Annotated in this window: 24 protein-coding genes and 1 tRNA gene; 18 read left to right on the top strand and 7 right to left on the bottom strand. The window is 52.8% G+C overall.

Annotation, left to right across the window (positions count from 1 at the left end; genetic code table 11):
• The first annotated feature begins 163 nt into the window (after window positions 1-163).
• The 12 genes from CRO05_RS02310 (at window position 164) to CRO05_RS02245 (ending at window position 10,915) form a co-directional block, all read left to right on the top strand.
• A complete protein-coding gene (locus tag CRO05_RS02310; protein WP_097065648.1) occupies window positions 164-1,282 on the top strand; it encodes a 3-deoxy-7-phosphoheptulonate synthase in 1,119 nt (372 codons plus the stop codon).
• A 64-nt stretch (window positions 1,283-1,346) separates the two neighbouring features.
• Entirely contained in the window at window positions 1,347-2,339 is a 993-nt protein-coding gene (locus tag CRO05_RS02305; RefSeq protein WP_235001252.1) for a cobalamin-binding protein, read from the top strand.
• A 232-nt stretch (window positions 2,340-2,571) separates the two neighbouring features.
• Entirely contained in the window at window positions 2,572-3,516 is a 945-nt protein-coding gene (ispH, locus tag CRO05_RS02295) for a 4-hydroxy-3-methylbut-2-enyl diphosphate reductase (protein WP_090882968.1), read from the top strand.
• Window positions 3,517-4,089: 573 nt separating this feature from the next.
• Window positions 4,090-4,614 carry an HAD family hydrolase gene (locus tag CRO05_RS02285; protein WP_097066614.1) on the top strand — a complete coding sequence of 175 codons (525 nt, stop codon included), beginning with the start codon at window positions 4,090-4,092 and terminating at the stop codon, window positions 4,612-4,614.
• On the top strand, window positions 4,611-5,192 hold the full coding sequence (lptC, locus tag CRO05_RS02280; protein WP_097065644.1) for an LPS export ABC transporter periplasmic protein LptC: 582 nt from the start codon (window positions 4,611-4,613) through the stop codon (window positions 5,190-5,192). Before CRO05_RS02285 ends, lptC begins: the two co-directional genes overlap by 4 nt.
• 12 nt (window positions 5,193-5,204) lie before the next feature.
• Window positions 5,205-5,747: a lipopolysaccharide transport periplasmic protein LptA gene (lptA, locus tag CRO05_RS02275; RefSeq protein WP_097065643.1), complete on the top strand. Its 543-nt coding sequence runs from the start codon at window positions 5,205-5,207 to the stop codon at window positions 5,745-5,747.
• Between the two features lie 25 nt (window positions 5,748-5,772).
• Window positions 5,773-6,495: an LPS export ABC transporter ATP-binding protein gene (gene lptB, locus CRO05_RS02270; protein WP_097066613.1), complete on the top strand. Its 723-nt coding sequence runs from the start codon at window positions 5,773-5,775 to the stop codon at window positions 6,493-6,495.
• Window positions 6,496-6,543: 48 nt separating this feature from the next.
• The gene (locus CRO05_RS02265) at window positions 6,544-8,013 is read left to right on the top strand and encodes an RNA polymerase factor sigma-54 (RefSeq protein ID WP_097065642.1); all 1,470 of its coding nucleotides are present in this window, start codon (window positions 6,544-6,546) and stop codon (window positions 8,011-8,013) included.
• Window positions 8,014-8,030: 17 nt separating this feature from the next.
• The gene (hpf, locus tag CRO05_RS02260) at window positions 8,031-8,360 is read left to right on the top strand and encodes a ribosome hibernation-promoting factor, HPF/YfiA family (protein WP_097066612.1); all 330 of its coding nucleotides are present in this window, start codon (window positions 8,031-8,033) and stop codon (window positions 8,358-8,360) included.
• Between the two features lie 84 nt (window positions 8,361-8,444).
• Window positions 8,445-9,413 (top strand): HPr(Ser) kinase/phosphatase, encoded by a 969-nt coding sequence (hprK, locus tag CRO05_RS02255; RefSeq protein WP_097065641.1) that lies wholly within the window; start codon window positions 8,445-8,447, stop codon window positions 9,411-9,413.
• 14 nt (window positions 9,414-9,427) lie between these two features.
• Window positions 9,428-10,267 (top strand): RNase adapter RapZ, encoded by an 840-nt coding sequence (gene rapZ / locus CRO05_RS02250; RefSeq protein ID WP_097065640.1) that lies wholly within the window; start codon window positions 9,428-9,430, stop codon window positions 10,265-10,267.
• A 33-nt stretch (window positions 10,268-10,300) separates the two neighbouring features.
• Complete coding sequence (locus CRO05_RS02245; protein WP_097065639.1) at window positions 10,301-10,915, top strand: flavin prenyltransferase UbiX; 615 nt, start codon at window positions 10,301-10,303, stop codon at window positions 10,913-10,915.
• A gap of 410 nt (window positions 10,916-11,325) precedes the next feature.
• Here the strand turns inward: CRO05_RS02245 and CRO05_RS02240 are convergent, their stop codons facing one another.
• The 4 genes from CRO05_RS02240 to CRO05_RS02225 form a co-directional block, all read right to left on the bottom strand.
• Entirely contained in the window at window positions 11,326-11,964 is a 639-nt protein-coding gene (locus CRO05_RS02240; RefSeq protein ID WP_097066611.1) for a 5-formyltetrahydrofolate cyclo-ligase, read from the bottom strand.
• 36 nt (window positions 11,965-12,000) lie between these two features.
• On the bottom strand, window positions 12,001-13,122 hold the full coding sequence (gene mutY / locus CRO05_RS02235) for an A/G-specific adenine glycosylase (protein ID WP_097065638.1): 1,122 nt from the start codon (window positions 13,120-13,122) through the stop codon (window positions 12,001-12,003).
• A 16-nt stretch (window positions 13,123-13,138) separates the two neighbouring features.
• The gene (locus CRO05_RS02230) at window positions 13,139-14,662 is read right to left on the bottom strand and encodes an AsmA family protein (protein WP_097065637.1); all 1,524 of its coding nucleotides are present in this window, start codon (window positions 14,660-14,662) and stop codon (window positions 13,139-13,141) included.
• Between the two features lie 13 nt (window positions 14,663-14,675).
• Window positions 14,676-14,749 (bottom strand) — tRNA-Gly (locus tag CRO05_RS02225).
• A 239-nt stretch (window positions 14,750-14,988) separates the two neighbouring features.
• Between CRO05_RS02225 and thiS the strand changes: the two genes are divergently transcribed.
• The 3 genes from thiS to trmB all read left to right on the top strand — a co-directional run bounded on the left by thiS (window position 14,989) and on the right by trmB (window position 16,791).
• Window positions 14,989-15,234 (top strand): sulfur carrier protein ThiS, encoded by a 246-nt coding sequence (gene thiS, locus CRO05_RS02220; protein WP_097066610.1) that lies wholly within the window; start codon window positions 14,989-14,991, stop codon window positions 15,232-15,234.
• Window positions 15,235-15,251: 17 nt separating this feature from the next.
• Entirely contained in the window at window positions 15,252-16,043 is a 792-nt protein-coding gene (locus CRO05_RS02215; protein WP_097066609.1) for a thiazole synthase, read from the top strand.
• 64 nt (window positions 16,044-16,107) lie between these two features.
• A complete protein-coding gene (gene trmB, locus CRO05_RS02210) occupies window positions 16,108-16,791 on the top strand; it encodes a tRNA (guanosine(46)-N7)-methyltransferase TrmB (protein WP_097065636.1) in 684 nt (227 codons plus the stop codon).
• A 38-nt stretch (window positions 16,792-16,829) separates the two neighbouring features.
• Here the strand turns inward: trmB and hemW are convergent, their stop codons facing one another.
• The 3 genes from hemW to rph form a co-directional block, all read right to left on the bottom strand.
• A complete protein-coding gene (gene hemW, locus CRO05_RS02205) occupies window positions 16,830-18,059 on the bottom strand; it encodes a radical SAM family heme chaperone HemW (protein ID WP_097066608.1) in 1,230 nt (409 codons plus the stop codon).
• Between the two features lie 100 nt (window positions 18,060-18,159).
• On the bottom strand, window positions 18,160-18,759 hold the full coding sequence (gene rdgB, locus CRO05_RS02200) for an RdgB/HAM1 family non-canonical purine NTP pyrophosphatase (RefSeq protein ID WP_097065635.1): 600 nt from the start codon (window positions 18,757-18,759) through the stop codon (window positions 18,160-18,162).
• A gap of 9 nt (window positions 18,760-18,768) precedes the next feature.
• Window positions 18,769-19,485, bottom strand: a complete 717-nt coding sequence (gene rph, locus CRO05_RS02195; RefSeq protein ID WP_097065634.1) for a ribonuclease PH — start codon at window positions 19,483-19,485, stop codon at window positions 18,769-18,771.
• A gap of 230 nt (window positions 19,486-19,715) precedes the next feature.
• Between rph and CRO05_RS02190 the strand changes: the two genes are divergently transcribed.
• The 3 genes from CRO05_RS02190 (at window position 19,716) to gmk (ending at window position 21,739) form a co-directional block, all read left to right on the top strand.
• Window positions 19,716-20,570, top strand: a complete 855-nt coding sequence (locus CRO05_RS02190; RefSeq protein ID WP_097065633.1) for a YicC/YloC family endoribonuclease — start codon at window positions 19,716-19,718, stop codon at window positions 20,568-20,570.
• Window positions 20,563-20,997, top strand: coding sequence for a thioredoxin TrxC (gene trxC / locus CRO05_RS02185; RefSeq protein WP_097065632.1), 435 nt, complete (start codon window positions 20,563-20,565; stop codon window positions 20,995-20,997). The genes CRO05_RS02190 and trxC overlap by 8 nt, the downstream gene beginning before the upstream one ends.
• 109 nt (window positions 20,998-21,106) lie before the next feature.
• The gene (gene gmk, locus CRO05_RS02180) at window positions 21,107-21,739 is read left to right on the top strand and encodes a guanylate kinase (protein WP_097065631.1); all 633 of its coding nucleotides are present in this window, start codon (window positions 21,107-21,109) and stop codon (window positions 21,737-21,739) included.
• The last annotated feature ends 22 nt before the right edge of the window (window positions 21,740-21,761 follow it).

The raw sequence follows: 21,761 nt of genomic DNA, 5'->3' as shown, positions 1-21,761 counted from the left end.
TTTCAGATCGAAAAATGGATTTCAGGGCCCTATTTATGTAGGAAAAAGTTATTAAACGCCATATTCAATTGAATGGCAAGCATCGGTTTTTTCGGTTAGAATTCCGTCTTTTCGCACGCCACGCTTCAAAGCGCCCCGGTTTGCCGATACCCGATACTACTCCATGATCCTTGTTCTGAATCCGGATACTCGTCCGGACAGCCCCGAATATAAGCAGTTATTGGCGCATCTCGCCAATTTACCCGGTATTTCCACGCGCGTGCATACTGAGGTCGGCATCGAACAGACGCTTACCGAGGTGTATCTGATCGGAAACACCAAGCCACTGCCTGTCGAGGAAATGCAAAACCTGCCTTGTGTCGAGCAGGTTGTCCGAATCTCGGAGGAGTATCGTGTTCTCGGGCGGCACAAGAACGATCACAGGTCCACGCACTTCAACTATAACGGCGTACGCTTTGGCCAGGATACGCTGAACGTGTTCGCCGGGCTGTGCGCAGTGGATACGCTGGAGCATGTCGAATCGATGATGCAGGCGTTACGCGACAATGGACAGGTTTGCACTCGTATGGGCGCCTATAAGCCGCGTACCAGCCCATACTCGTTCCAAGGCCACGGCAAAGCCTGCTTGCCTTACGTGTTCGAGCTGGCCGGGAAATACGGCATCAAAGTGATAGCCATGGAAATCACTCATGAATCCCATGTGGAAGAAATTTGTGACGCGCTTTACCGGACAGGAAATTCAACCGGCGTGATGCTGCAAATCGGTACGCGCAACACGCAAAATTTCGAACTGCTGAAAATCGTCGGACGCCAGCAGGAATTTCCGGTACTGCTCAAGCGCGGCTTCGGCATTACGTTGGATGAATCGCTGAACGCCGCGGAATACCTGGCTTCCGAAGGTAACCGCAAGGTCGTCTTTGGCCTGCGCGGCATGAAAACCAACATGGCTGATCCTCATCGCAATTTCGTGGATTTTGCCCATGTGCCAGTGGTCAAGCGCCTCACGCGCATGCCGGTCTGCATAGATCCTTCGCATTCCGTGGGTCTCCGCGCGTCCTCGCCGGATGACCTGCTCGATATCATGCACGTAACCGCCCAGGGAGTGATTGCGGGCGCCAATATGGTACTGGTGGATTTTCACCCGGTGCCGGGCAAGGCGCTCGTGGATGGGCCACAGGCGCTGCTGATCAGGGAGTTGCCGTTCTTTCTGGAAGATGTTCGCATCGCGCGTGAAGCTTATGAGCAACGCGTCGCTCTGGCTGGACGCTATCAGGATGCATAGTCTCCATTATTTTCCATAAAAATCTTCTTAAAAAAACGCGAATTCACAAATATCCGCATTGGGAATGCCCGTCCACCTTGCCATGCTCCTCGATAAGATACGGCGCAGCATTTTAATATTGCTGTTTGTATTTTCGGCATCACTTTGGGCTTCTATGCGCGTTGCTGGCGCTGTTGACATTGCGGATGAAGCTTCGCTGCTCACTTTTCCCATTAATCTGACCGATGATCGCGGTCGCAACACCCATCTGGACCATTTTGCCAAGCGTATCATCTCCCTTTCTCCGCATATCACTGAACTGGTATTCGCAGCAGGAGCCGGGGACAAACTGGTAGGCGTCAGCCGTTACAGCGATTATCCGGCGGCCGCCACGGCTATTACCGATGTCGGCGATTCATCCAGCCTTGATCTGGAGAGAATTATTGCCCTCCAGCCTGATCTGGTGATTGCATGGCGCAGCGGCAACGCCTCAACGGATATCGAGAAACTGGAGAAACTGGGCATCACGGTTTTTGTCACTGAAGCATCCAGGCTGGAAGATGTTCCGCGGTTGCTGCGGGCTACCGGCAAGCTGGCGGGAACCCTCACGCGCGCGGGATTAGCGGCGAAGACCTATGAGGAGGAGTTGCAGCGAATCAAGCTGAACTATGGTGGTCGACATAAAATCAGCGTATTTCCGCTAATATGGCATCAGCCGTTGATGACGGTGAATGGCAATCATGTTATCAGCGATATCATCGACATTTGTGGAGGCGTCAATATATTCGCGTCCGCGCCTTCCTTGACGCCGGTGATATCCGCCGAGAATTTACTGGAAGCCGATCCTCAGGCCGTTATCAGCAGCGTATCGCTTGAATTCGCTGAAACTGGAACGAAGCGGATGTTGCGCGGTTTTCCGGACCTCAGCGCAGTAAGAAATAACCATTTGTTTTTTGTGCATCCAGATCTCTTGCATCGCCAGACTGTTCGAATGCTGCAAGCAGCAAAAACAGTCTGTGCGAAGCTGGAAAGCGTTCGGTCAGGCCAGGGAAGGAATGTTTTTCAACAAGGCATTTAATCTCGCAACAGTAAAAGGGATTTTTGAGGGGCTGCCTGAGGACTGCCTCAGGCGGAGCCGATTTCCTTTAAGTCCGACAGGTTGTTAAAATAACGGTCCACGGCTTTTGCCATCGGATTATCGAACCATTGTGCATGTGTGGACCCCGGCGGAGTGTGCAGTGGTTGCTGAACCGCGAACAGTACCATGAGCATTATCGGTACTTGAATGAAGTCTTTATGGAGAATGACCAATGATCAAGGTATTGCTTGCAAATCCTCGCGGTTTTTGTGCCGGAGTGGATCGTGCGATAGAAATTGTCGAGCGCGCGCTGAGTATGCATGGGGCGCCAATTTATGTACGCCACGAGGTGGTGCATAACCGCTTCGTGGTGGAGAATCTGGAGAAAAAGGGAGCTGTATTTGTCGAAAATCTCGATGAAGTGCCCGTTGGCAGCATTCTGATCTTTAGCGCACACGGAGTTTCCCATGAGGTACGGCGAGAAGCCGAGGCGCAACAGTTCAAGGTGTTCGACGCCACTTGCCCGCTGGTGACCAAAGTCCATATTGAAGTGGCAAAGATGCGGGAGCAGGGAAGGGAGATCATCATGATCGGCCACGCAGGGCACCCCGAAGTAGAGGGCACGATGGGACAGGCTGAAGGAGACGGCCCTTGCATGTATCTGGTGGAAACAGAAGAAGATGTCGACAATTTGCAGGTTAAAGATCCGACTCATCTGGCCTATGTTACCCAGACTACGCTGTCGGTGGATGATGCGACGCGGGTGATCAAGGCTTTGAAAAAGCGCTTTCCAAAAATTACCGGGCCGAAAAAGGACGATATTTGCTACGCGACGCAAAATCGGCAGGATGCCGTCAAAATGATGGTCAAGCAGTGTGACCTGGTAATTGTGGTCGGCTCACCCAACAGCTCCAACTCCAACCGGTTATGTGAAGTTGCGAGGAATGCGGGCGTGGACGCATATATGATAGATCGCGCCGAGCAGTTGCAGGAAAGGTGGCTGAAAGGAAAAGACCAGATCGGTATCACCGCCGGCGCTTCCGCACCAGAAGTACTGGTGCAGGAAGTCATTTCGAGACTGAGACAGATAGGAGCAGGACAAGCGGGAAAGGAAGTGGTGGTGGAGGAATTGAGTGGCGTGGTTGAGTCAGTGGTATTCCCGTTGCCCAAAAACTGATCGGCCTCTTGCTCATCGGGCATTTTCCATAAGATAGAATCGAAAGGAGGGGGTTGCGCCATATCAGCGTGCTTGCTCCCGCTATCAGGGGAGGGCGTCCGATAGAGTACTACCCAGTACCTAGCGAACGGCCCCGTTTCCTCGTTGTCATTAACGTATCAAGGGCCCCTCACAGGCTTGAAGGACGAAGGGCTATATCTCGGCTTGTCAGGGCCGCCTCTGGTTCTGGTACAATTCCCTGTTGCGCGTCGTCTGCCCATCGCCAGAGTATGGCAAGCTACCACCCGTTGGACTGAATAACCTTATGTTCCCGCGTCTATGGCGCCCCATTTTTATGTCAGGTGCCAAGAGCCAAGCGCAGGTGTTGCCTGGGCAAGAAGTCATCATTCAGATCTTCTTCTCCGCGTTCATCTCAATAGCAGTATTGGGCAGAAGCTATATATCACCGGCAGGGGACGGAGGGCGAATGCCGTTGCTGAGATACCGGGTATGAGGCCAGTTGACCTGCTCCATATCCGGAAAATTTAACTATTTATTTTGAACCGCGACGAGCAATCAGCCGTTGTTATATCGATGCAATACCTACTGGAAAGAGCCAGGAAGATCCGTACAGTTATCTTCGACGTTGACGGAGTACTTACGGATGGAAGCCTTTATCTCACAGATGGCGGCGAGGAGATCAAGGCATTCAATAGCCATGACGGCCATGGTCTGAAAATGCTCAGGGCGAGCGGAGTCAAAATCGCCCTCATTACGGGCAGGCAGTCGCGCTGCGTGGATTTGAAAGCAAAAGACTGGGGCGTCACAACTGTTTATCAAGGCGCAAAAAGTAAGCTGCCTGTATTCGAAGCGTTGGTGAAGGAACAGGAACTGGATGCTTCCGCCTGCGCATACGTAGGTGATGACCTGATAGATTTGCCGGTAATGTTGCGCTGCGGTCTTGCCATCACCGTGCCTGCTGCGCCTGCCCTGGTGAAAAAACATGCCCATTATGTCACCCGTCTTGAAGGTGGACGCGGCGCAGTGCGCGAGATCTGCGAAATGATCATGCACGCCCAGGATACGCTGGATACCCACTTGGCGACATATCTTAAATGACCAGCCGCCTCCTTTTCGGCGTCCTTCTCGTTATACTCGTCTTGCTGGCAGCGTTGTCATTATGGCTGAATCAGCCGGCACGGACGCTTTCTCCGACGCAAGACAACGGATCGCGCCGCACTCCCGATTACGTGGTGGAAAATTTCTCGGCCATTCGCATGGGAAATGAAGGCATTGCACGTCACACCCTCATAGCGAAAAGAATGGTGCATTATCCGGACGACGATACCACTGACGTGGAAAACCCTCATTTTATCGATACCGAGCCCGGCAAACCACCGGTGCAAGTGACAGCGGACCAAGCGAAGATGTCCGCCAATGGCGAGGATATTTATTTGACGGGTAACGTTACTGTACTGCGAAATGCGGGTAAAGGTCGAGCCGAGACAACCATGACGACCAGCCTGCTGCATCTCATGCCGGATGACGACATCGCTAAAACCGATAAGCCTGTGGTTATTACCGAAACGAATGCGGTTATCAAAGCAGTCGGCATGGAAATGAACAACCGTACCAATGTCACCCGCCTGTTGTCACAGGTAAAGGTTGTCCATGATAACGCACGTAAGCCGCTATAACGCGGGACAGGCATGAAATCGTTTTTTGTCATATTTTTTTTGGGTATGCTGTTTGCGGGGCCGGTATTGGCTGAGCGGGCCGATAAAGACAAACCGGTCCATTTGGAGGCGGACCGGGCTACGGTGCAGGATGCCAACAAGCTTGCCACATTTACCGGCAATGTTGTGTTCACGCAGGGTACGCTGGTTATCCGTTCCGACAAGATGACGGTGAAAGAAGACGCGAACGGGTTTCAGCACGCCACTGCTTTCGGTAACCTTGCCAGTTTTCGGCAAAAGCGCGATGGCAAGGACGAGTACGTCGAGGGCTGGAGTGAACGTATGGAATATGACAGCAAGACTGATACAGTGGAGCTTTTCAAGAAAGCGAGATTGAGGCGCGGACAGGATGAAGTACATGGCGACTATATTTCGTACGATGCTATCAACGAGTTTTTTCAGGTAACAAGCAACAATGGCAATAACGCGAGCACTCAAACTCATTCCGAGGGGAGAGTGAGGGCGGTCATCCAGCCGAAGAAAAAGGAACCTAAACCGGACGCCGGGAATCCATGAAATGGAACCGCCAACAGTTCCAAAAATGAGCGAGTTCAAAGCCAATAATTTAAAAAAGCGTTATAAGTCCCGGACCGTGGTGCAAGATGTTTCGCTTTCTGTTCGCAGCGGTGAAGTCGTTGGCCTGCTGGGCCCCAACGGTGCGGGCAAGACCACCTGTTTTTACATGATGGTGGGTTTGGTGCCGCTGGATGGGGGCAGCATCTGTCTGGACGATGGTGATTTAAGCCAGATGCCGATGCATCTGCGCGCACGGCTGGGCTTGAGCTATCTGCCGCAGGAGGCTTCAATCTTCAGGCGGCTTTCCGTGGCGGATAATATTCGCGCGGTCCTGGAATTGAAGAATTACACGGCCGATGAAATGCAGCAGCACCTCGACGATCTGCTGCATGATCTGCATATCAGTCACATACGTGCCAGTCCGGCTATCAGTTTATCCGGCGGAGAGCGCCGCCGTGTTGAAATTGCACGCGCACTGGCAACGCAGCCACGGTTCATCCTGCTGGATGAACCATTTGCAGGTGTGGATCCCATTGCCGTGCTGGATATCCAGAAAATTATCAGGTTCCTCAAGGAGCGTGATATCGGCGTACTCATTACGGACCACAACGTCCGGGAAACACTGGGTATTTGTGATCATGCGTACATCATCAGCGACGGGAAAGTGCTGGCTAGCGGTATTCCCGATGAAATCATTTATAATGAAAGTGTGAGAAAAGTATATCTGGGAGAACATTTCCGGCTGTGAAAATATATATTCAATCCTGAATCTGGTTTTACCGTAGTTTTCCAAATTATGAAGCCTACTCTCCAGTTCAAGCTATCGCAGCATCTGACGCTTACCCCGCAGTTGCAACACTCCATACGGCTGTTGCAGCTTTCTACAGTTGAACTGAACCAGGAAATAGAACGCATCGTTCAGGAGAATCCGCTCCTGGAACTGGACGACAATCTGGGTAACGACGCCATAGACTATCGAAACACCACGCTTGATAGCCTCGCGGAGCCGCTCGCTGACTTGATTGAGATTCCGGATGATGGCAGCGCCAAGCTGCTCCCAATCGAGGATGATCCCTACGAAAAAAAAGCCGCGGATGAGCCGGACTGGTTTTCGGATGACGGACCGTTTCGCCATGCGCGTGATGACGATGACGAGCGTGATTTTCCGCAGCAGGCGGCGGAGCCACCAAGTCTGCGTGAGCATCTCAACTCGCAACTAAGTCTTAGCCAGGTCCCCGAGCGCGACAGGAAAATCGTCGGTTTACTGATCGACAGCCTGAACGATGACGGCTATCTTGTCCAAGACCTGGAAGAACTCGTCGATCTGTTGCCACCCGAGCTTGCAATCGATATTGACGATCTGCACATCGCTCTCGAATATTTGCAACATCTGGACCCCCCCGGCGTTGGCGCACGTAACTTGAGGGAATGCCTGGTCATGCAATTGCATGCACTGCCGGAATGTACCCCTTACCGGGATCAGGCGTTGCTGCTCGTGAACAACCATCTCGACAGTCTGGCGTCACGAGATTTTTGCACGATCAAAAAGCTGCTGCATTGCGACGACGAATGCCTGCGTTCGATCCAGCACACGATTACCCGCCTCAACCCGAGACCAGGCATGGCATTCAGTTCAGCGGTCGCCCGTTACATCATACCCGACGTGATTGTGACAAGGGTCAGTGGCGCCTGGGTAGCCAGTCTTAATCCGGAAGCCATGCCACGCCTCAAGATCAACCGGCTCTATGCTGACATTCTGAAACGTTGCCATGATGATTCCGCCCGGCGGTTGTCCAGCCAATTACATGAAGCCAAATGGCTCATCAAGAACGTGCACCAGCGTTTCAGCACCATTCTTAAGGTATCCTCGGCCGTTGTCGAACGCCAGCGTCAATTTTTCGAGCATGGAGCCGTCGCCATGCGGCCGATGGTATTGCGGGAAATTGCTGATACGCTTGATTTGCATGAGTCCACAATTTCGCGGGTGACCACACAGAAATTCATGCGAACGCCGCGAGGCATATTCGAATTGAAGTATTTTTTCGGTAGCCATGTGGCAACCGATACCGGCGGCGCCTGTTCCGCCACCGCCATTCGCGCTTTGATCAAGCAAATGATAAGCGCCGAGAATTCGAAGAAACCGCTGAGCGATAATCAGATTTCGGAAATTCTGGGACAGCAGGGTATTATGGTTGCCCGCCGTACGGTAGCAAAATACCGGGAGTCCATTCAGATTCCTCCCGTTAATCTCCGGAAATCGTTTTAACCCCCCAGGGAGGCATGATGAATCTCAATCTTACCGGTCACAATGTTGAAATCACTCCCGCATTGCGTGATTACGTGAATTCGAAGCTGGCGAGGATTACACGCCATTTTGACAACGTTATTGATATCAGCCTGGTCTTGTCGGTCGAAAAGCTCAGGCAAAAGGCTGAAGCCAATGTACACATACGCGGCAAGAATATTTTTGTAGAAGCCGCCGATGCCGATATGTATGCCTCCCTCGATAGTTTGGCGGATAAACTCGATCGTCAATTACTCAGGCACAAAGAGAAGAATGAAAGCTATCGGCATGATGACGCATTGAAGAATCAGGAAGCGGAGCCTGAGTGACGATGACCGATTCAGGATCACCGCCATCGGGACAATGATCAATTTTCTTTATCTCCTGTTAACTTAGAAGGCAATCCCATCCAGATGTCCGGAATCAACGCTGCACAGCTGTTTGAGGACAAACGGCAAAAGCTGAGTCTGACCTGGGACGCCGGTAGAGATGGGGGCGGCAGTCATCTTGATAATGAGTCCATTGCGCAGTCCACGCAGGGGATGATTGGCCATCTCAATTTCATCCATCCCAATTGGATACAAGTACTGAGCGAGACCGAAGCCGAGTATCTCGATGCGCTTGACGCCGCTTCTCTGGAACAGCATATGCAGCGACTGGCGCAAAGCCGCCTGTTGTGCATTATTGTAGCGGGCGGCGCCTCCGTACCAGCCTCGATAAGAAATCTGGCAGACACCACTCATACTCCTCTTTTCTGCTCACCATACTCCAGCCTTGAGGTGATCTGGGTATTACGCCCATATCTGGGGCGTGTCCTCGCTCCTTCCTGTAGCCGGCACGGGGTGTTGCTGGATGTTCTGGGACTCGGGGTGATGATTACCGGTGAAAGCAGTGTCGGCAAAAGTGAGTTGGCACTGGAACTTGTGAGCCGGGGCCATGGGCTGGTTGCGGACGATGTGGTGGAACTTTATCGCATTGCGCCGGAAACCCTGGAAGGTTGCTGTCCTCCAATGTTGCGTGATTTTCTTGAAGTGCGCGGACTGGGGATGCTGAACATCCGGACCATTTTTGGCGAGACCGCGGTCCGCCGAAAAAAAAATATGAAGCTCATTGTGCATTTACAAAAACCCAGCAGCGCTGACCTTAATGCCATGGAACGGCTGCCGATCAATGATGTTACCGAAAGCATTCTGGACGTTAATATTCGAAAGGTTATCATTCCGGTTGCCGCTGGGCGAAATCTGGCTGTCCTGGTAGAAGCGGCGGTGCGTAATTACGTTCTGCAGCTACGCGGTATCGACAGCGCCCAAGAGTTTTTCTCGCGGCATCAACTGGAAATGGAGAATGGGCAAAATAAGCAACTGCCTGAAAATGAACCGTGAACAAATTTTGACAAATGCAGCTGATCGTCATCAGCGGCCTTTCCGGCTCCGGGAAGAGCATCGCGCTTACTGTTCTGGAAGATAATGGCTACTATTGTGTGGACAATCTTCCCGCAAACCTGCTGCCCGAGGTAACGGTTTATTTAAAGGAGTCCGGACACGAACGCGTGGCTGTCAGCATTGATGCCAGGAGCCGGGAAACGTTACATCTGTTGCCGCAACAATTGGCTGATCTGAGACGGCAGGGAATGGAAGTGCACCTGCTATTTCTTGAAACTAAAACCGATACGCTGGTAAAGCGTTTTTCTGAAACCCGTCGTCGCCATCCGCTGAGCGACAATCAGTTAACCCTGCCGGAATGCATACAGTTGGAGCGCGAAACCCTGCGTGAAATACACGATCTCGCAAACCGAATCGACACCAGCGACTTGAGCGCCAGCTCCCTGAGGGCATGGATAAGAGATTTCATCGGCCTCGATCATGCGCGTTTGACGCTCCTGTTCCAGTCGTTTGGCTTCAAACACGGCATTCCTCTGGATTCCGATATGGTATTCGATGTTCGCTGCCTTCCCAATCCGCACTATGAAGCGCTTCTGCGGCCCCTTACCGGAAAGGATGGCGGGGTAATCGAATTCCTTGACGCGAATGTCAGCGTCAATCGAATGTTCGAGGACATCAAACGATTTGTGGATGACTGGCTGCCCTGCTTCATTCGCGACAATCGAAACTACCTCACTGTCGCTATAGGTTGCACCGGCGGGCGCCACCGCTCGGTTTATTTCGTGGAACGGCTGGCACGGTATTTCACAGAGAATAACCAGGTTCTGGTGCGCCATAGGGAGTTGGATGCATAGAATCGGGTTGAATACAGAAGAATAAGCGTCTCAATGAATACAACAAAAACAATTACGCTTGCTTATACCGGCGCCTCGGGGATGCCGTACGGCGTGCGTCTGCTGGAATTGCTGCTGGCCGGCGGCAATAGGGTTTACCTGCTCTATTCGCAAGCGGCGCAGATCGTCGCGCACCAGGAGATGCAACTGGTGCTGCCGTCTCGCCCGAAAGAAGCAGAGGAATTGTTCAGCCGCCGCTTTAATGCCGCGGAAGGACAGCTGCGGGTATTTGGACGCGAGGACTGGTTTGCACCGGTTGCCTCAGGCTCCAATCCGGCGGACGCCATGGTTGTGTGTCCATGTACCATGGGAACGCTCGCCGCCATCGCTGCCGGGCTAAGTCAAAAGCTGATCGAGCGTTCGGCGGACGTGATGCTGAAGGAAAATCGCAAGCTCATTCTGGTTCCGCGTGAAACACCGTTTTCTCCGATCCACTTGGAAAATATGCTCAAGCTTGCGCGCAGCGGGGCGATAATCATGCCGCCCAACCCCGGCTTTTATCACCATCCGGAGACCGTGCAGGATATGGTGGATTTTGTGGTGGCGCGCATACTAGATCATCTCGGGGTAGCGCAGTCTCTCATGCCTCGTTGGGGTGAGCAAAATTAGCTGACTGACGTAACTGATATCGATATCGGCGTTTGCCCGGCCGATAAAAATAGTCCGTTATCCTAAATCCGGTAGTTGGACGGGGTGGAGTGTGCGGTTTTTGGGGTGCGGGGCAAGGCGCGACGACACGGAATGGTGCGACCGCGCAGGGCGGAGCGGTGCCTTCCGTAGGAAGGTGCGATCCCGTAGCGGGATGCGGGCGCCGTGAAACGCGGTCGCGGCGTCCCCACGCTGCCCGATCCCCGCGTTGCGGGGTCCCTCGGGCACCCCATTCCAAGGAGTTGCAACGCAGCCATGTGCCGCAAAAACCGTTTTCAATCCGCCCCGTAGCGAACTCACCAAAAAGGTGAAGCTCAAGTGATACAAAAAGTCTTTGTCAATTAATAATGTTAAATTGAAAAAATGAGCGGTCAACTGCCGGATTTAGGGTAAGCATTCTCCGCTGCGCACTCCTCGGCAGAAATCAAATCCAGTCCGGTCAACGTTACGCGATAAATTCCAGCCTCGGTCACGACAAAATCCATAGGTACATCGTGCCGGTGCGGATGCACGCTATCCAGCCGCAGAATTTCAAACGCCACACCGATAGCCAGTGGCCGCGGATCGATTGCAACCAGCGTACGATCAAAATAACCCCCGCCATACCCGATCCGGAAGCCCATCTTGTCAAAACCAATCATTGGGATGATCAGCGCGCCGACCGTTACCGGGTCGGTGTTTTCGGGCACCGGGATGCCATAGGCACCGATTTTCATTGGCGCGTCACGCCACCATTTGCGAAACCGCAGCGGTTCGTATTTGTTCACTACCTCAGGAAGCGCAAGCGTCGCACCTCGCGCCTCAATAAAACTCATCACTGGACGGGGATCATATTCGCCGCGGTGAGGCCAGCAGAATCCCACTATGCTTTTTTGTAACAATGGAAAACCCTGTTCGAGCGAACTGGTAATGGCGGTACTCCAGCAGCGGTAATCTTCTACAGCAACGCATTCCCTCATCGCCATCAGTTCAGCTCGCTGATGCTTTCTCCAATCCCTCCAGTCATTCATCTTTTTAATTTCATGTGACGACATATGGCTAATTGGTTAAGTTGCAGTCCGTTTTTTTTGCGACAACGGCATAATTTGTGGACAGCCATGCTGTATGAGCAGTTTCCTGACCGGTGAGGGAATAGCTGCTTTCAGCGCGTCATCGGCTGTCATCCATATACTTTCGCCTCTGTCTTGTCCTTTGCTTCCGGTAGCGACTGAACAAGAAACAACTTGCAGCGACTGTGGATAGATCCTTAATTTGAAGTGGGTAAAGGTATGATCGAACGGCTGCATCTGCGCCGGTGGCTTTACTTTCATTCCAAAGTTCTGCATACAATATTCGACGGCATTTTTACTCACGGGCATTTCGGGCAGACACCACAAACCGCCCCATATACCGGTGGCCGGGCGTTTTTCCAGAAGAATCATGTTTTGCTTCATCAGCACCAACAGGACTGTTTCCTTTTCCGGTAGCGATTTTCTCAGCCGGGGAGTCGGCAGCTTGTCTGTCCGGCTATCTCGCAGCGCAATGCAGTCGCTTTGCACGGGACACGATGCGCACTTCGGTTTGCCGCGAGTGCAAACGGTTGCCCCGAGATCCATCAACGCCTGAGTATAAGCTTCGATCCGCCCATTGATCTGGTTCTGGTCTGCGTCACGGGGTGGCAGCAGTTCTTCAGCTTTTTGCCACAGCAATATTTCGTTCCATTTTTCCCCTGGGTAACCCTCAATGCCAAAATAGCGGACAAAAATACGCTTGACGTTGCCGTCGAGTATTGCGCACCGCTCGCCGTAAGCAAATGCGGCAATTGCGGCAGCGGTAGAGCGTCCTATGCCGGGAAGCTGACGGATTGCTTCCACGTCTCTCGGAAAAATACCCTGGTGATTAGCAACGATCAAGCGTGCCGCCCGGTGCAGATTTCTTCCACGGGAGTAATAACCCAGGCCGCTCCATTGTGCCAGCACATCATCGAGCGAGGCCAGGGCAAGGCTGTTGATATCGGGAAAGCGCTGGAGAAATCTCCGGTAATATGGAATCACGGTACTCACCTGCGTCTGCTGCAACATGATTTCGGACAACCAGATCGCATAGGGGTCGCGCGTATTTTGCCATGGCAGATGGTGGCGGCCATGCTGTTTTTGCCAGCCGATCAGTTTTGCGGCAAAAGAGTTCAAGTTCGGGCCTCCAGCGCTAGTTAGACCTGATATCCAGCCTGATCCCGGATGACGTGGAATTGGCAGCCTTCAATAAACCGATCCGGATTGAGCCCTGGACTTTTTGATCCTCCAATACGGATAAATCCAGCCCTTGCTCAGATGCCTTCGGCATTTCCACTTTGGCATGTTCTACGTGTTTTTGCGCTTCCAGGGACAGAAAGCGATCTAAATCCAGTTGATCGATGTCCACTTCAAAGTTGAGGTCGGGCTGGGCAAACCCGGTCGCTGCCAGCTTCGCTTCAATATTGCTGTCTGCGAACTTCCCGCTGACGCTCGCCTGCACATTCTGCGATAAGCCATCCAGGACCGCGCTCCCCAGTAGCGTAACGCCAACGCCGTTGTCACGTATGCGAGGACCATTGCCATGAATAACCCCCTTCAAGTCCGGCAGATGCAATTGCCGGGTAGTGATGCTGCCAGCAAGTGGCGAGGCAAGCATGGTTTTAACCACCAGATCTCCCCTTTTTGATTCCAGCTCAGCAGTCAGCTCACGGCTCGTGAAATCATTCACGGTGCCTTCTATGTCCGTTAAAATGAGCTGCCCGTTAGTGTTAGCTTCGGCGCTGACGATATTCACCACTGCAGTAATCCGCTTGCCAGCCACGTTTTCGCCGGTCAGGCTTAAACGCGGCGCCTCGAGTTGGATGTCCAAATTATTTCTGCCGCTTATTCCGGTAATGGTGAGAGTAAATTTATCTGCCGCGAATTCACCAGCAGCAGGACCTCCAGTCATATTTGCAAACAAGTCACCTGTCGAATTTATCACCAGATGATTGAATCCAGGAATCTGTCCCTCGCTTTTCAGCTTCAGGCCCTCCACGGCGTAATACTGCTTTTCCGCATCCAGCGTTAAACCGAATGTCAGCCTGGTCGCCAGCTTGATCCCGGCTTGTTTGGGTTGATCTAACCTGAAGCCCAGATCTACCTTGCTCCGAACCTCATTTTCAATCGAGCCAGATTGACCACCGATCCTGTCAGCCTCAAGATTAAAATCCGCTAATACAAAATGCCTTCCGCTCGCTTCGTCGCGAAGAGCAAGCGTGCTTTTTTCCACCCGCACATGACCAATATCGAATTTGAATTGTTTGGGCTCTTCGTCCCTGGCGATCAGGTCGTCAATATTCGTGCTGCCATCCGTGAAACGGACCAGGTTAACCGTCAGCCCCGTCATGATGATTTCGTCCAGCTCCAATTGCTTCCTGAGCAATGGCAGGATCGCGAGAGACACGAGAACGCGTTCCGCAGCAGCGAATTCCTGGTCGCTCTTATGTTCGCTAAGAACAAGATTGTTGAACTCCGCGCCGAGGCTGGGGAAAAACGTGAGTTTGATATCGCCATCGAGCCTGAGTTCGCGCTGCTTTTTATCTTTCACCAGTTGGATGATCTGGGACTTGTAGGCATTGGGATCGAAGATGGTGGCGATATAGATGACAAAGCCGAGCAGAAGAATCGTTACGGCGACAAATATGATTGGAACATATCTGGAATAACGTTTCATAGGCGGGGAAGGTTGGAGCGGGTGAAGGGAATCGAACCCTCGTCGTAAGCTTGGGAAGCTTCTGCTCTGCCATTGAGCTACACCCGCTGCGTAGCTGGATTATACGATGGAAAGAGCTTTATGGCTGTACCGTGATGTGAAGACAAAAACGCTATGAAAAAAGGTGCTGGCTTGCAGCCTGTCCAAGTAAAGACAGAGCAAGTGTTGGCGGAACACGCGATGCGCTGTTGTCGACTATGAGACCGCTCCCCCGTATAATCAGTGCAATAATACAATGTTATTTCAATGTATATCCTGCACTGTATCCGCTTAAGGCGGTCTTAAAAATGATACAACTCATCGTTAATGGTCAGCCCCAGCACGTCCCCATCTCGCATGGAGCGGAAACGAGAGCGCAGAGTGCAGCTGATGCAACTTTGAATATCGCGCAATTGCTGGAGCACATGGGATTGCAAGGCAAGCGGATCGCGGTAGAACGCAATGGCGAAATCGTCCCGCGCAGCAAGTTCGATGAGCCGATTCTGGTAAATGGCGATCGGCTTGAAATCGTAGTGGCTGTAGGTGGAGGATAAGGATGGCGGATAAGCTCATGGATAACCTCGTCATTGCCGGTAAAACTTATTCTTCCCGGCTCCTGGTCGGCACCGGCAAATATAAGGATTTTGACGAGACTCGCGCGGCAGTTGACGCAAGTGGTGCAGAGATCGTCACCGTGGCGATTCGCAGAACCAATCTCGGCCAGAACCCCGATGAGCCAAATCTGCTGGATGTGCTGCCGCCATCACAATATACGTTGTTACCCAACACGGCCGGGTGTTACACGCTGGAAGACGCCGTGCGCACCCTGCGCCTTGCGCGTGAATTGCTGGATGGCCACACTCTTGTAAAGCTTGAGGTTCTCGGCGATCCGAGGACGCTCTACCCCAATATGGTGGAAACCCTTAAAGCCGCCGAAATTCTGATAAAGGAAGGCTTTCAGGTAATGGTTTATACTTCGGATGATCCTATCGCAGCGAAGCAATTGGAAGAGATTGGCTGTGTGGCGGTGATGCCGCTCGCTTCGCTGATCGGCTCCGGCATGGGTATTCTCAATCCGTGGAATCTGCAGATCATTATCGAGAATGCCACCGTTCCGGTAATCGTGGATGCCGGTGTGGGCACGGCTTCGGATGCGGCTATCGCGATGGAGTTAGGCTGCGACGGCGTGCTCATGAACACTGCCATTGCTGCTGCACAAAATCCGGTGCTGATGGCTTCAGCCATGAAAAAAGCCGTTGAAGCGGGCCGCGAGGCTTATCTGGCCGGTCGCATGGCAAAGAAATTATACAGTGCAAGCCCCAGTTCGCCAGTCGCCGGGACTATCGGCCAGTTAAAGACGTAAGACAGGGGCAAAGCCTCATAATTTCCTCGTCCTTCCGCTCCTCGCTCCTTTGCGGCACTTGTTAATGGCAGAGCATCGTGCAATCCGCAGCTTTGTCCTTCGTCAGGGGCGAGTCTCAAATGCGCAGCGCCGCGCCCACGAAATGCTGATGCCGAAATATGGCATTCCATTTGCGGGAACGTCTTCGGAAAATCTGCTTGATCTTGATCAAGTCTTTGGCAGGAGTGCCCCCCGGTTTCTGGAGATAGGTTTCGGTATGGGCGAAACGACAGCCGCTATCGCAAGGTCGCATCCACAGAACGATTATCTCGCCGTTGAAGTTCACACCCCCGGGGTAGGCAGCCTCCTCAAGCAAATCGAAGAATTTGGATTGACGAATATACGCATTATCCAGCATGACGTGGTAGAGGTGCTGCAACACGCGTTGCCACCCGAGTGTCTGGAGGGCCTGCATATTTTTTTCCCCGACCCATGGCCTAAGTCGCGCCACCATAAGCGCCGGCTGATACAGCCGGAATTTATCACGTTGCTGTGCCGGTACCTGAAGCGTGACGGCTATATCCATGCTGCCACGGACTGGAAGGATTATGCCGAACAAATACTGAGCGTATTGACCGGCGAATTGCAACTAAGCAACACCGCTGTTGGTTACGCCCCCCGTCCCGAATACCGGCCCTTGACGAAATTCGAACAGCGGGGTTTACGCCTGGGGCACGGCGTATGGGATTTGATATTCCGGAAAAAATAGAAGCCCTTTCGGACAGTCCCGGGCAGCCGCCACAGCCGCTATGCCTTGCTTTTCTCCGGAAGAAAAATTTGCAACAAATCATTCAAAAACCGCCGGCCCGTGAGGGTGGGCGCGATGCGTTGATAGTCCCGCGTGATCAGCTGTCGTTGCTCTGCCTCTTCAAGCTGGCGCTGGATGCTGTTGATGGGCAGGCCGGTACGCTCTACGAACATTTCCGTAGTAAATCCTTCCGTCAGGCGCAGCGCATTCATCATGAATTCAAATCCCCGATCTTTCCGCCCGACTTCATGCTGTTCCATGACAGGCGGGCCGGAATCCGGCGTGCTCAATGCAGCTTTTTCGAGATACTCTCCAGGTTGCTTATAACGCATCTGGCGCAGTATCTTGTCTAAAAAGCTTATTTTGCTATGCGCCCCGGCGCCGATCCCGAGATAGTCGCCGAATAACCAATAATTCATGTTATGGCGCGATTCCCGCCCCGGCCGGGCGAATGCGGAAGTTTCATAGTTCGTGTAACTTGCTTGCGCAAGCGCCTGCTCGATCATTATCTGCATTTCCGCCGTGAGATCATCATCAGGCAGCGCGGGCGGATAGCGATAAAATAATGTGTTGGGCTCCAGCGTCAAGTGATAGGCAGAAATATGCGCAACATCGCAGGCGACTGCGGTTTCGATATCGTTGCGAGCCTCGTCCAGCGTTTGACCCGGCAGACCATACATCAGATCGAGATTCACATTGTCGAAATTTTTCCGGGCGATCTCGATTGCACGGCGGGCATCGTTGTCGTCATGTATTCGGCCCAGCGATTTAAGGTGCTTGGGATTAAAGCTCTGGATACCGATGGATAGGCGATTGATTCCTGCAGCACGGAAATCGGCGAATTTTTTTGCCTCGAATGTTCCCGGGTTCGCCTCCATCGTGACCTCGGCAAAAAGTTCCAACGGCAGCAAGGCCCTGACAGCGGCGAGAATGGTGTCTATGGATTGGGCGCCGAACAGGCTGGGGGTGCCGCCGCCAAAAAACACGCTGATCACTTTGCGTCCCCATATCTGCGGCAGCGCCGCTTCAAGATCGCGAATAAGCGCCGCCACATATTCAGCCTCCGGCATGCCACCGCTTTGATCGCGAACTTCATGCGAGTTGAAGTCGCAGTAGGGGCATTTTTTCATGCACCATGGGATATGAACGTAGAGACCGAGCGGCGGCAGCGATGTCAGCCTTGGAGCCTGCGATCCTAATATCGATGCGGGAGAAATGATTGTTGTCATAATCAGTTCGAAAGACAACAACAAACAGTTGGCATTACCGTTTCAATGACGACCAAAACCGATCTTCTATTTTCGCTCATCACCCCACGTGTGGGATTGCTCAAACCCATTCTTCCCTGATTCGTTCAACCAGTTGTGCCAGTGCTTTTCCCCGATGGCTGATTCGATTTTTTTGCTCCATTGGAAGTTCCGCTGCTGTTTTGTCGAGATCCGGAAGAAAAAAATAAGGATCATAACCAAATCCGCCCTTACCGCGCGGAGTTAGCGCGATCTCACCGTACCAGGTACCGTCGACAATAATCGGTTGAGGATCCTGCGCGTGGTGCAGCAGCACGATAACGCAGTAATAGTGCGCTCTGCGGTCGGCCTGGTTTTTCAACACATCGATCAGCTTCTGATTATTTCGCTCATCCGACCTCGGTTCGCCCCCATAACGGGCGGATAATATGCCCGGTTTACCCTTCAAGGCGTCCACACAAATGCCGGAATCATCCGCAAGGGATGGCAGGTTGGTGTGTGCGCTGGCGTGTCGCGCTTTGGCAAGCGCGTTTTCAACAAAAGTCTGATAGGGCTCGTCAGCTTCGGGAACATTGAATGCTGATTGCGGCAGTACCTCGATGCCCAGCGGTTCCAAAAGATGACCTATTTCCCGCAGCTTGCCGGAATTATTGCTGGCAATGACAAGTTTTTGCTTTTGCATATCGCGCTCTTATCTGGCTAACGCCGTTTTCTGAATCTGAATCAGGTCTCGTATTCCCTGCTGTGCCAGGTCCACCATGGCATTCAGGTCCTGCCGGCTGAACGGAACTCCTTCTGCGGTTCCCTGCATTTCCACCAGGCCAAAGTCGCCAGTCATAACGACGTTCATATCCGTATCGCAACGGGAGTCTTCCAGATAATCCAGATCAAGCACCGGCACCCCCTCGTATATGCCGACGGAGACTGCGGCGACATGAGCGAGTATCGGTGTAGTTTCTATCATTTGCTGACGCAGCAGTTTCTCTATCGCATCATGCACTGCAACAAACGCGCCGGTAATGCTGGCAGTACGGGTTCCGCCATCCGCCTGAATTACGTCGCAGTCGATCTGGATGGTACGCTCGCCCAGTTTTGTCAAATCCATTACAGAACGCAATGCGCGCCCGATCAGGCGCTGGATTTCCATGGTTCGCCCCGACTGTTTGCCCTTGGCCGCTTCGCGCTGCATGCGCTCGTTAGTGGAGCGGGGCAGCATGCCATATTCAGCAGTAAGCCAGCCTTGCCCTTTGCCCCGTAGAAACGGAGGCACTTTCTCGTCCAGACTGGCCGTGCACAATATACGGGTGTCGCCACATTCGATCAGCACCGCCCCTTCCGCGTGCTTCGTGTAGTGTCGCGTGATTTGAACCGAACGGAGTTGATCCGGAGTACGTTTACTGGGGCGCATGAGTAGTGAAGTCTTCAAATGATCCTATGTGGGCAGAGTTCGTAGCGGAGCATCAGCGCTGCGGAGGTTCGATATTTGCCGCTGTTGCTTCTCCACAGGCAACGATTGCATGGCAAGGCCGCGAATTCGTTGTGTAACACGTCCGCGACGATGATATGCGATAATTTGCGACGCTCATATTTTAACGTATTAGGTACCTGTCAGTGGATGAGTTAGCTACGATCTACAGCATGACCGGCTATGCCGTTGTTGCCAAGGAATTGCCGAAAGGGTCATTGAATCTGGAGTTACGCTCTGTTAACAGCCGTTACCTTGATATCCAGTTCCGCCTGCCTGACGAATTCCGTTTGCTGGAGGCGACAATGCGTGAGTTTCTGGCTTCCAGGCTCAAGCGGGGAAAAATTGATTGCCGCGTGAATTTTTCCCGGGTTGCAGGTATGGAAGATCTGCAGCATATCAATGCCGATATGTTGCAAAAATTGCTGGAACTGGATCGTACCGTCAGAGCGGTGCTACCCGATGCCCGAGGTCTGGAAGTAGCTGATATTCTTCGCTGGCCGGGGATGTTGGGCTCCGATTCCCTGCATCCCGAGAATTTATTCGGGCCATGTATGGACTTGCTGCGCGGAGCCCTGAATGAGTTGGCGGCGGCACGCGCCCGCGAAGGTCAAAAACTCAAAGTCATCCTGCTGGACCGCCTCGGCAATATGCGCCGCCTCGCGGCTGAAGTGAGTCCACGTATTCCCGCATTGCTTGTGGCGTTCCAGGAAAAGCTCAAAGCCCGCCTAGGCGAAGCCATGATAAATTGCGACGATGAGCGCATCCGGCAGGAGCTGACCTTGTTTGCCAGCAAGGTCGATGTGGATGAAGAGCTATCCCGTCTGCAGACTCATTTTGATGAAGTGGAAAGGGTTTTGCAAAAAGGCGGCGCAATCGGCAAACGCCTGGATTTCCTGATGCAGGAGCTTAACCGCGAGGCCAACACCATAGGCGCAAAATCGGTGGACGCGGAAGTATCGAAAATTTCCATAGAAATCAAGGTATTGATCGAGCAGATGCGGGAGCAGGTACAAAATCTTGAATAGCGACTCCTTGCACCTTGTGTGCCCTCACTGCCAGGCCATCAATCGCGTACCGACTTCAAGGCTCGACCAGCAGCCCAACTGCGGACAATGTCACCGGGCATTATTCACCAGCCAACCAGTGGAGCTGGCGGGCACGATCTTTGCACGACACCTTGAACGCAACGATATCCCTCTACTGGTGGATTTCTGGGCGCCGTGGTGCGGACCATGCAAGACAATGGCTCCAGCCTTTGTACAGGCGGCTGCTATGCTGGAACCTCGGACCCGTCTTGCCAAGGTGAACACCGATACGGAGCAGGCACTGGGTGCGCAATATCACATCCGCAGCATTCCTACCCTGGTTCTTTTCAGGGGTGGGCGCGAGGCGGCCAGACAGGCCGGTGCGATGACAGCCCAGGATATCTCACGCTGGGTTCGCTCTCATTAGCTGGGTTGGTTGGAGGGGTGGAAGCTGTTACACTCCATAAGACGTGTCCTCAAGAGGCGAAGCGGGGAAAAGGAGGAAGCTGAAACAGCACTGCGGGGCGAATTCAAACATGACAATAACGCCAGGCAATCTATTCATTATCAGCGCGCCGTCAGGCGCCGGAAAAACCAGCCTGGTCAAGGCACTGCTTCAAACGGGTATTGATCTGAGCTTGTCGGTTTCATATACTTCGCGACCGGCGCGTCCCGAGGAAATCGACGGACGTGATTACCATTTTGTGAGCCGGGAAGTTTTTGAGCAGAGATTGAAGCAGGATGAATTTCTGGAAAGCGCCGAGGTTTACGGAAATTTCTATGGAACTTCCAAAAAATGGATTAATGAAACCATAGTATCGGGGCGTGACATATTGCTGGAAATTGACAGCCAGGGCGCCGGTCAGGTGCGCCGTGTGTTTCCTGCGGCAGTCGGGATTTTTGTCCTTCCGCCATCGCGCGAAGTGTTGGAAATGCGCTTGAGAAACCGGGCTCAGGACACCCTTGAAGCGATCGGACGGCGTCTGGCCGCGGCGCGCGACGAAATCAGCCATATGGGCGAATATGACTATGTTATCATCAATGACAAGCTGGACAAGGCATTGCAGGATTTGAAATGCATCGTACACGCCGAACGCTTGAGAGTGACGAAACAACTCGCCCGCCATCATAGCCTCATAACACAACTCGGCAAGACGCCGGTTTCCTAAATAGCAATAATTCGCGAACATC

The organism is Nitrosovibrio sp. Nv4 (assembly GCF_900215485.1).
Taxonomy (GTDB): Bacteria; Pseudomonadota; Gammaproteobacteria; order Burkholderiales; family Nitrosomonadaceae; genus Nitrosospira.
Note: the sequence above shows the minus strand (reverse complement) of the source record. Positions and strands in the feature narration are given on the sequence as shown.

Coding starts and splice junctions, on each gene's coding strand:
- thiS (WP_097066610.1), top strand. CDS start 14,989: ATGATACAACTCATCGTTAATGGTCAGCCCCAGCACGTCCCCATCTCG.
- hpf (WP_097066612.1), top strand. CDS start 8,031: ATGAATCTCAATCTTACCGGTCACAATGTTGAAATCACTCCCGCATTG.
- rdgB (WP_097065635.1), bottom strand. CDS start 18,759: ATGCAAAAGCAAAAACTTGTCATTGCCAGCAATAATTCCGGCAAGCTG.
- CRO05_RS02305 (WP_235001252.1), top strand. CDS start 1,347: ATGCCCGTCCACCTTGCCATGCTCCTCGATAAGATACGGCGCAGCATT.
- CRO05_RS02310 (WP_097065648.1), top strand. CDS start 164: ATGATCCTTGTTCTGAATCCGGATACTCGTCCGGACAGCCCCGAATAT.
- rapZ (WP_097065640.1), top strand. CDS start 9,428: ATGCAGCTGATCGTCATCAGCGGCCTTTCCGGCTCCGGGAAGAGCATC.
- hemW (WP_097066608.1), bottom strand. CDS start 18,059: ATGACAACAATCATTTCTCCCGCATCGATATTAGGATCGCAGGCTCCA.
- trmB (WP_097065636.1), top strand. CDS start 16,108: ATGGCAGAGCATCGTGCAATCCGCAGCTTTGTCCTTCGTCAGGGGCGA.
- gmk (WP_097065631.1), top strand. CDS start 21,107: ATGACAATAACGCCAGGCAATCTATTCATTATCAGCGCGCCGTCAGGC.
- CRO05_RS02240 (WP_097066611.1), bottom strand. CDS start 11,964: ATGAATGACTGGAGGGATTGGAGAAAGCATCAGCGAGCTGAACTGATG.
- lptB (WP_097066613.1), top strand. CDS start 5,773: ATGAGCGAGTTCAAAGCCAATAATTTAAAAAAGCGTTATAAGTCCCGG.
- lptA (WP_097065643.1), top strand. CDS start 5,205: ATGAAATCGTTTTTTGTCATATTTTTTTTGGGTATGCTGTTTGCGGGG.
- CRO05_RS02285 (WP_097066614.1), top strand. CDS start 4,090: ATGCAATACCTACTGGAAAGAGCCAGGAAGATCCGTACAGTTATCTTC.
- lptC (WP_097065644.1), top strand. CDS start 4,611: ATGACCAGCCGCCTCCTTTTCGGCGTCCTTCTCGTTATACTCGTCTTG.
- CRO05_RS02215 (WP_097066609.1), top strand. CDS start 15,252: ATGGATAACCTCGTCATTGCCGGTAAAACTTATTCTTCCCGGCTCCTG.
- CRO05_RS02265 (WP_097065642.1), top strand. CDS start 6,544: ATGAAGCCTACTCTCCAGTTCAAGCTATCGCAGCATCTGACGCTTACC.
- CRO05_RS02245 (WP_097065639.1), top strand. CDS start 10,301: ATGAATACAACAAAAACAATTACGCTTGCTTATACCGGCGCCTCGGGG.
- CRO05_RS02230 (WP_097065637.1), bottom strand. CDS start 14,662: ATGAAACGTTATTCCAGATATGTTCCAATCATATTTGTCGCCGTAACG.
- hprK (WP_097065641.1), top strand. CDS start 8,445: ATGTCCGGAATCAACGCTGCACAGCTGTTTGAGGACAAACGGCAAAAG.
- CRO05_RS02190 (WP_097065633.1), top strand. CDS start 19,716: ATGACCGGCTATGCCGTTGTTGCCAAGGAATTGCCGAAAGGGTCATTG.
- ispH (WP_090882968.1), top strand. CDS start 2,572: ATGATCAAGGTATTGCTTGCAAATCCTCGCGGTTTTTGTGCCGGAGTG.
- rph (WP_097065634.1), bottom strand. CDS start 19,485: ATGCGCCCCAGTAAACGTACTCCGGATCAACTCCGTTCGGTTCAAATC.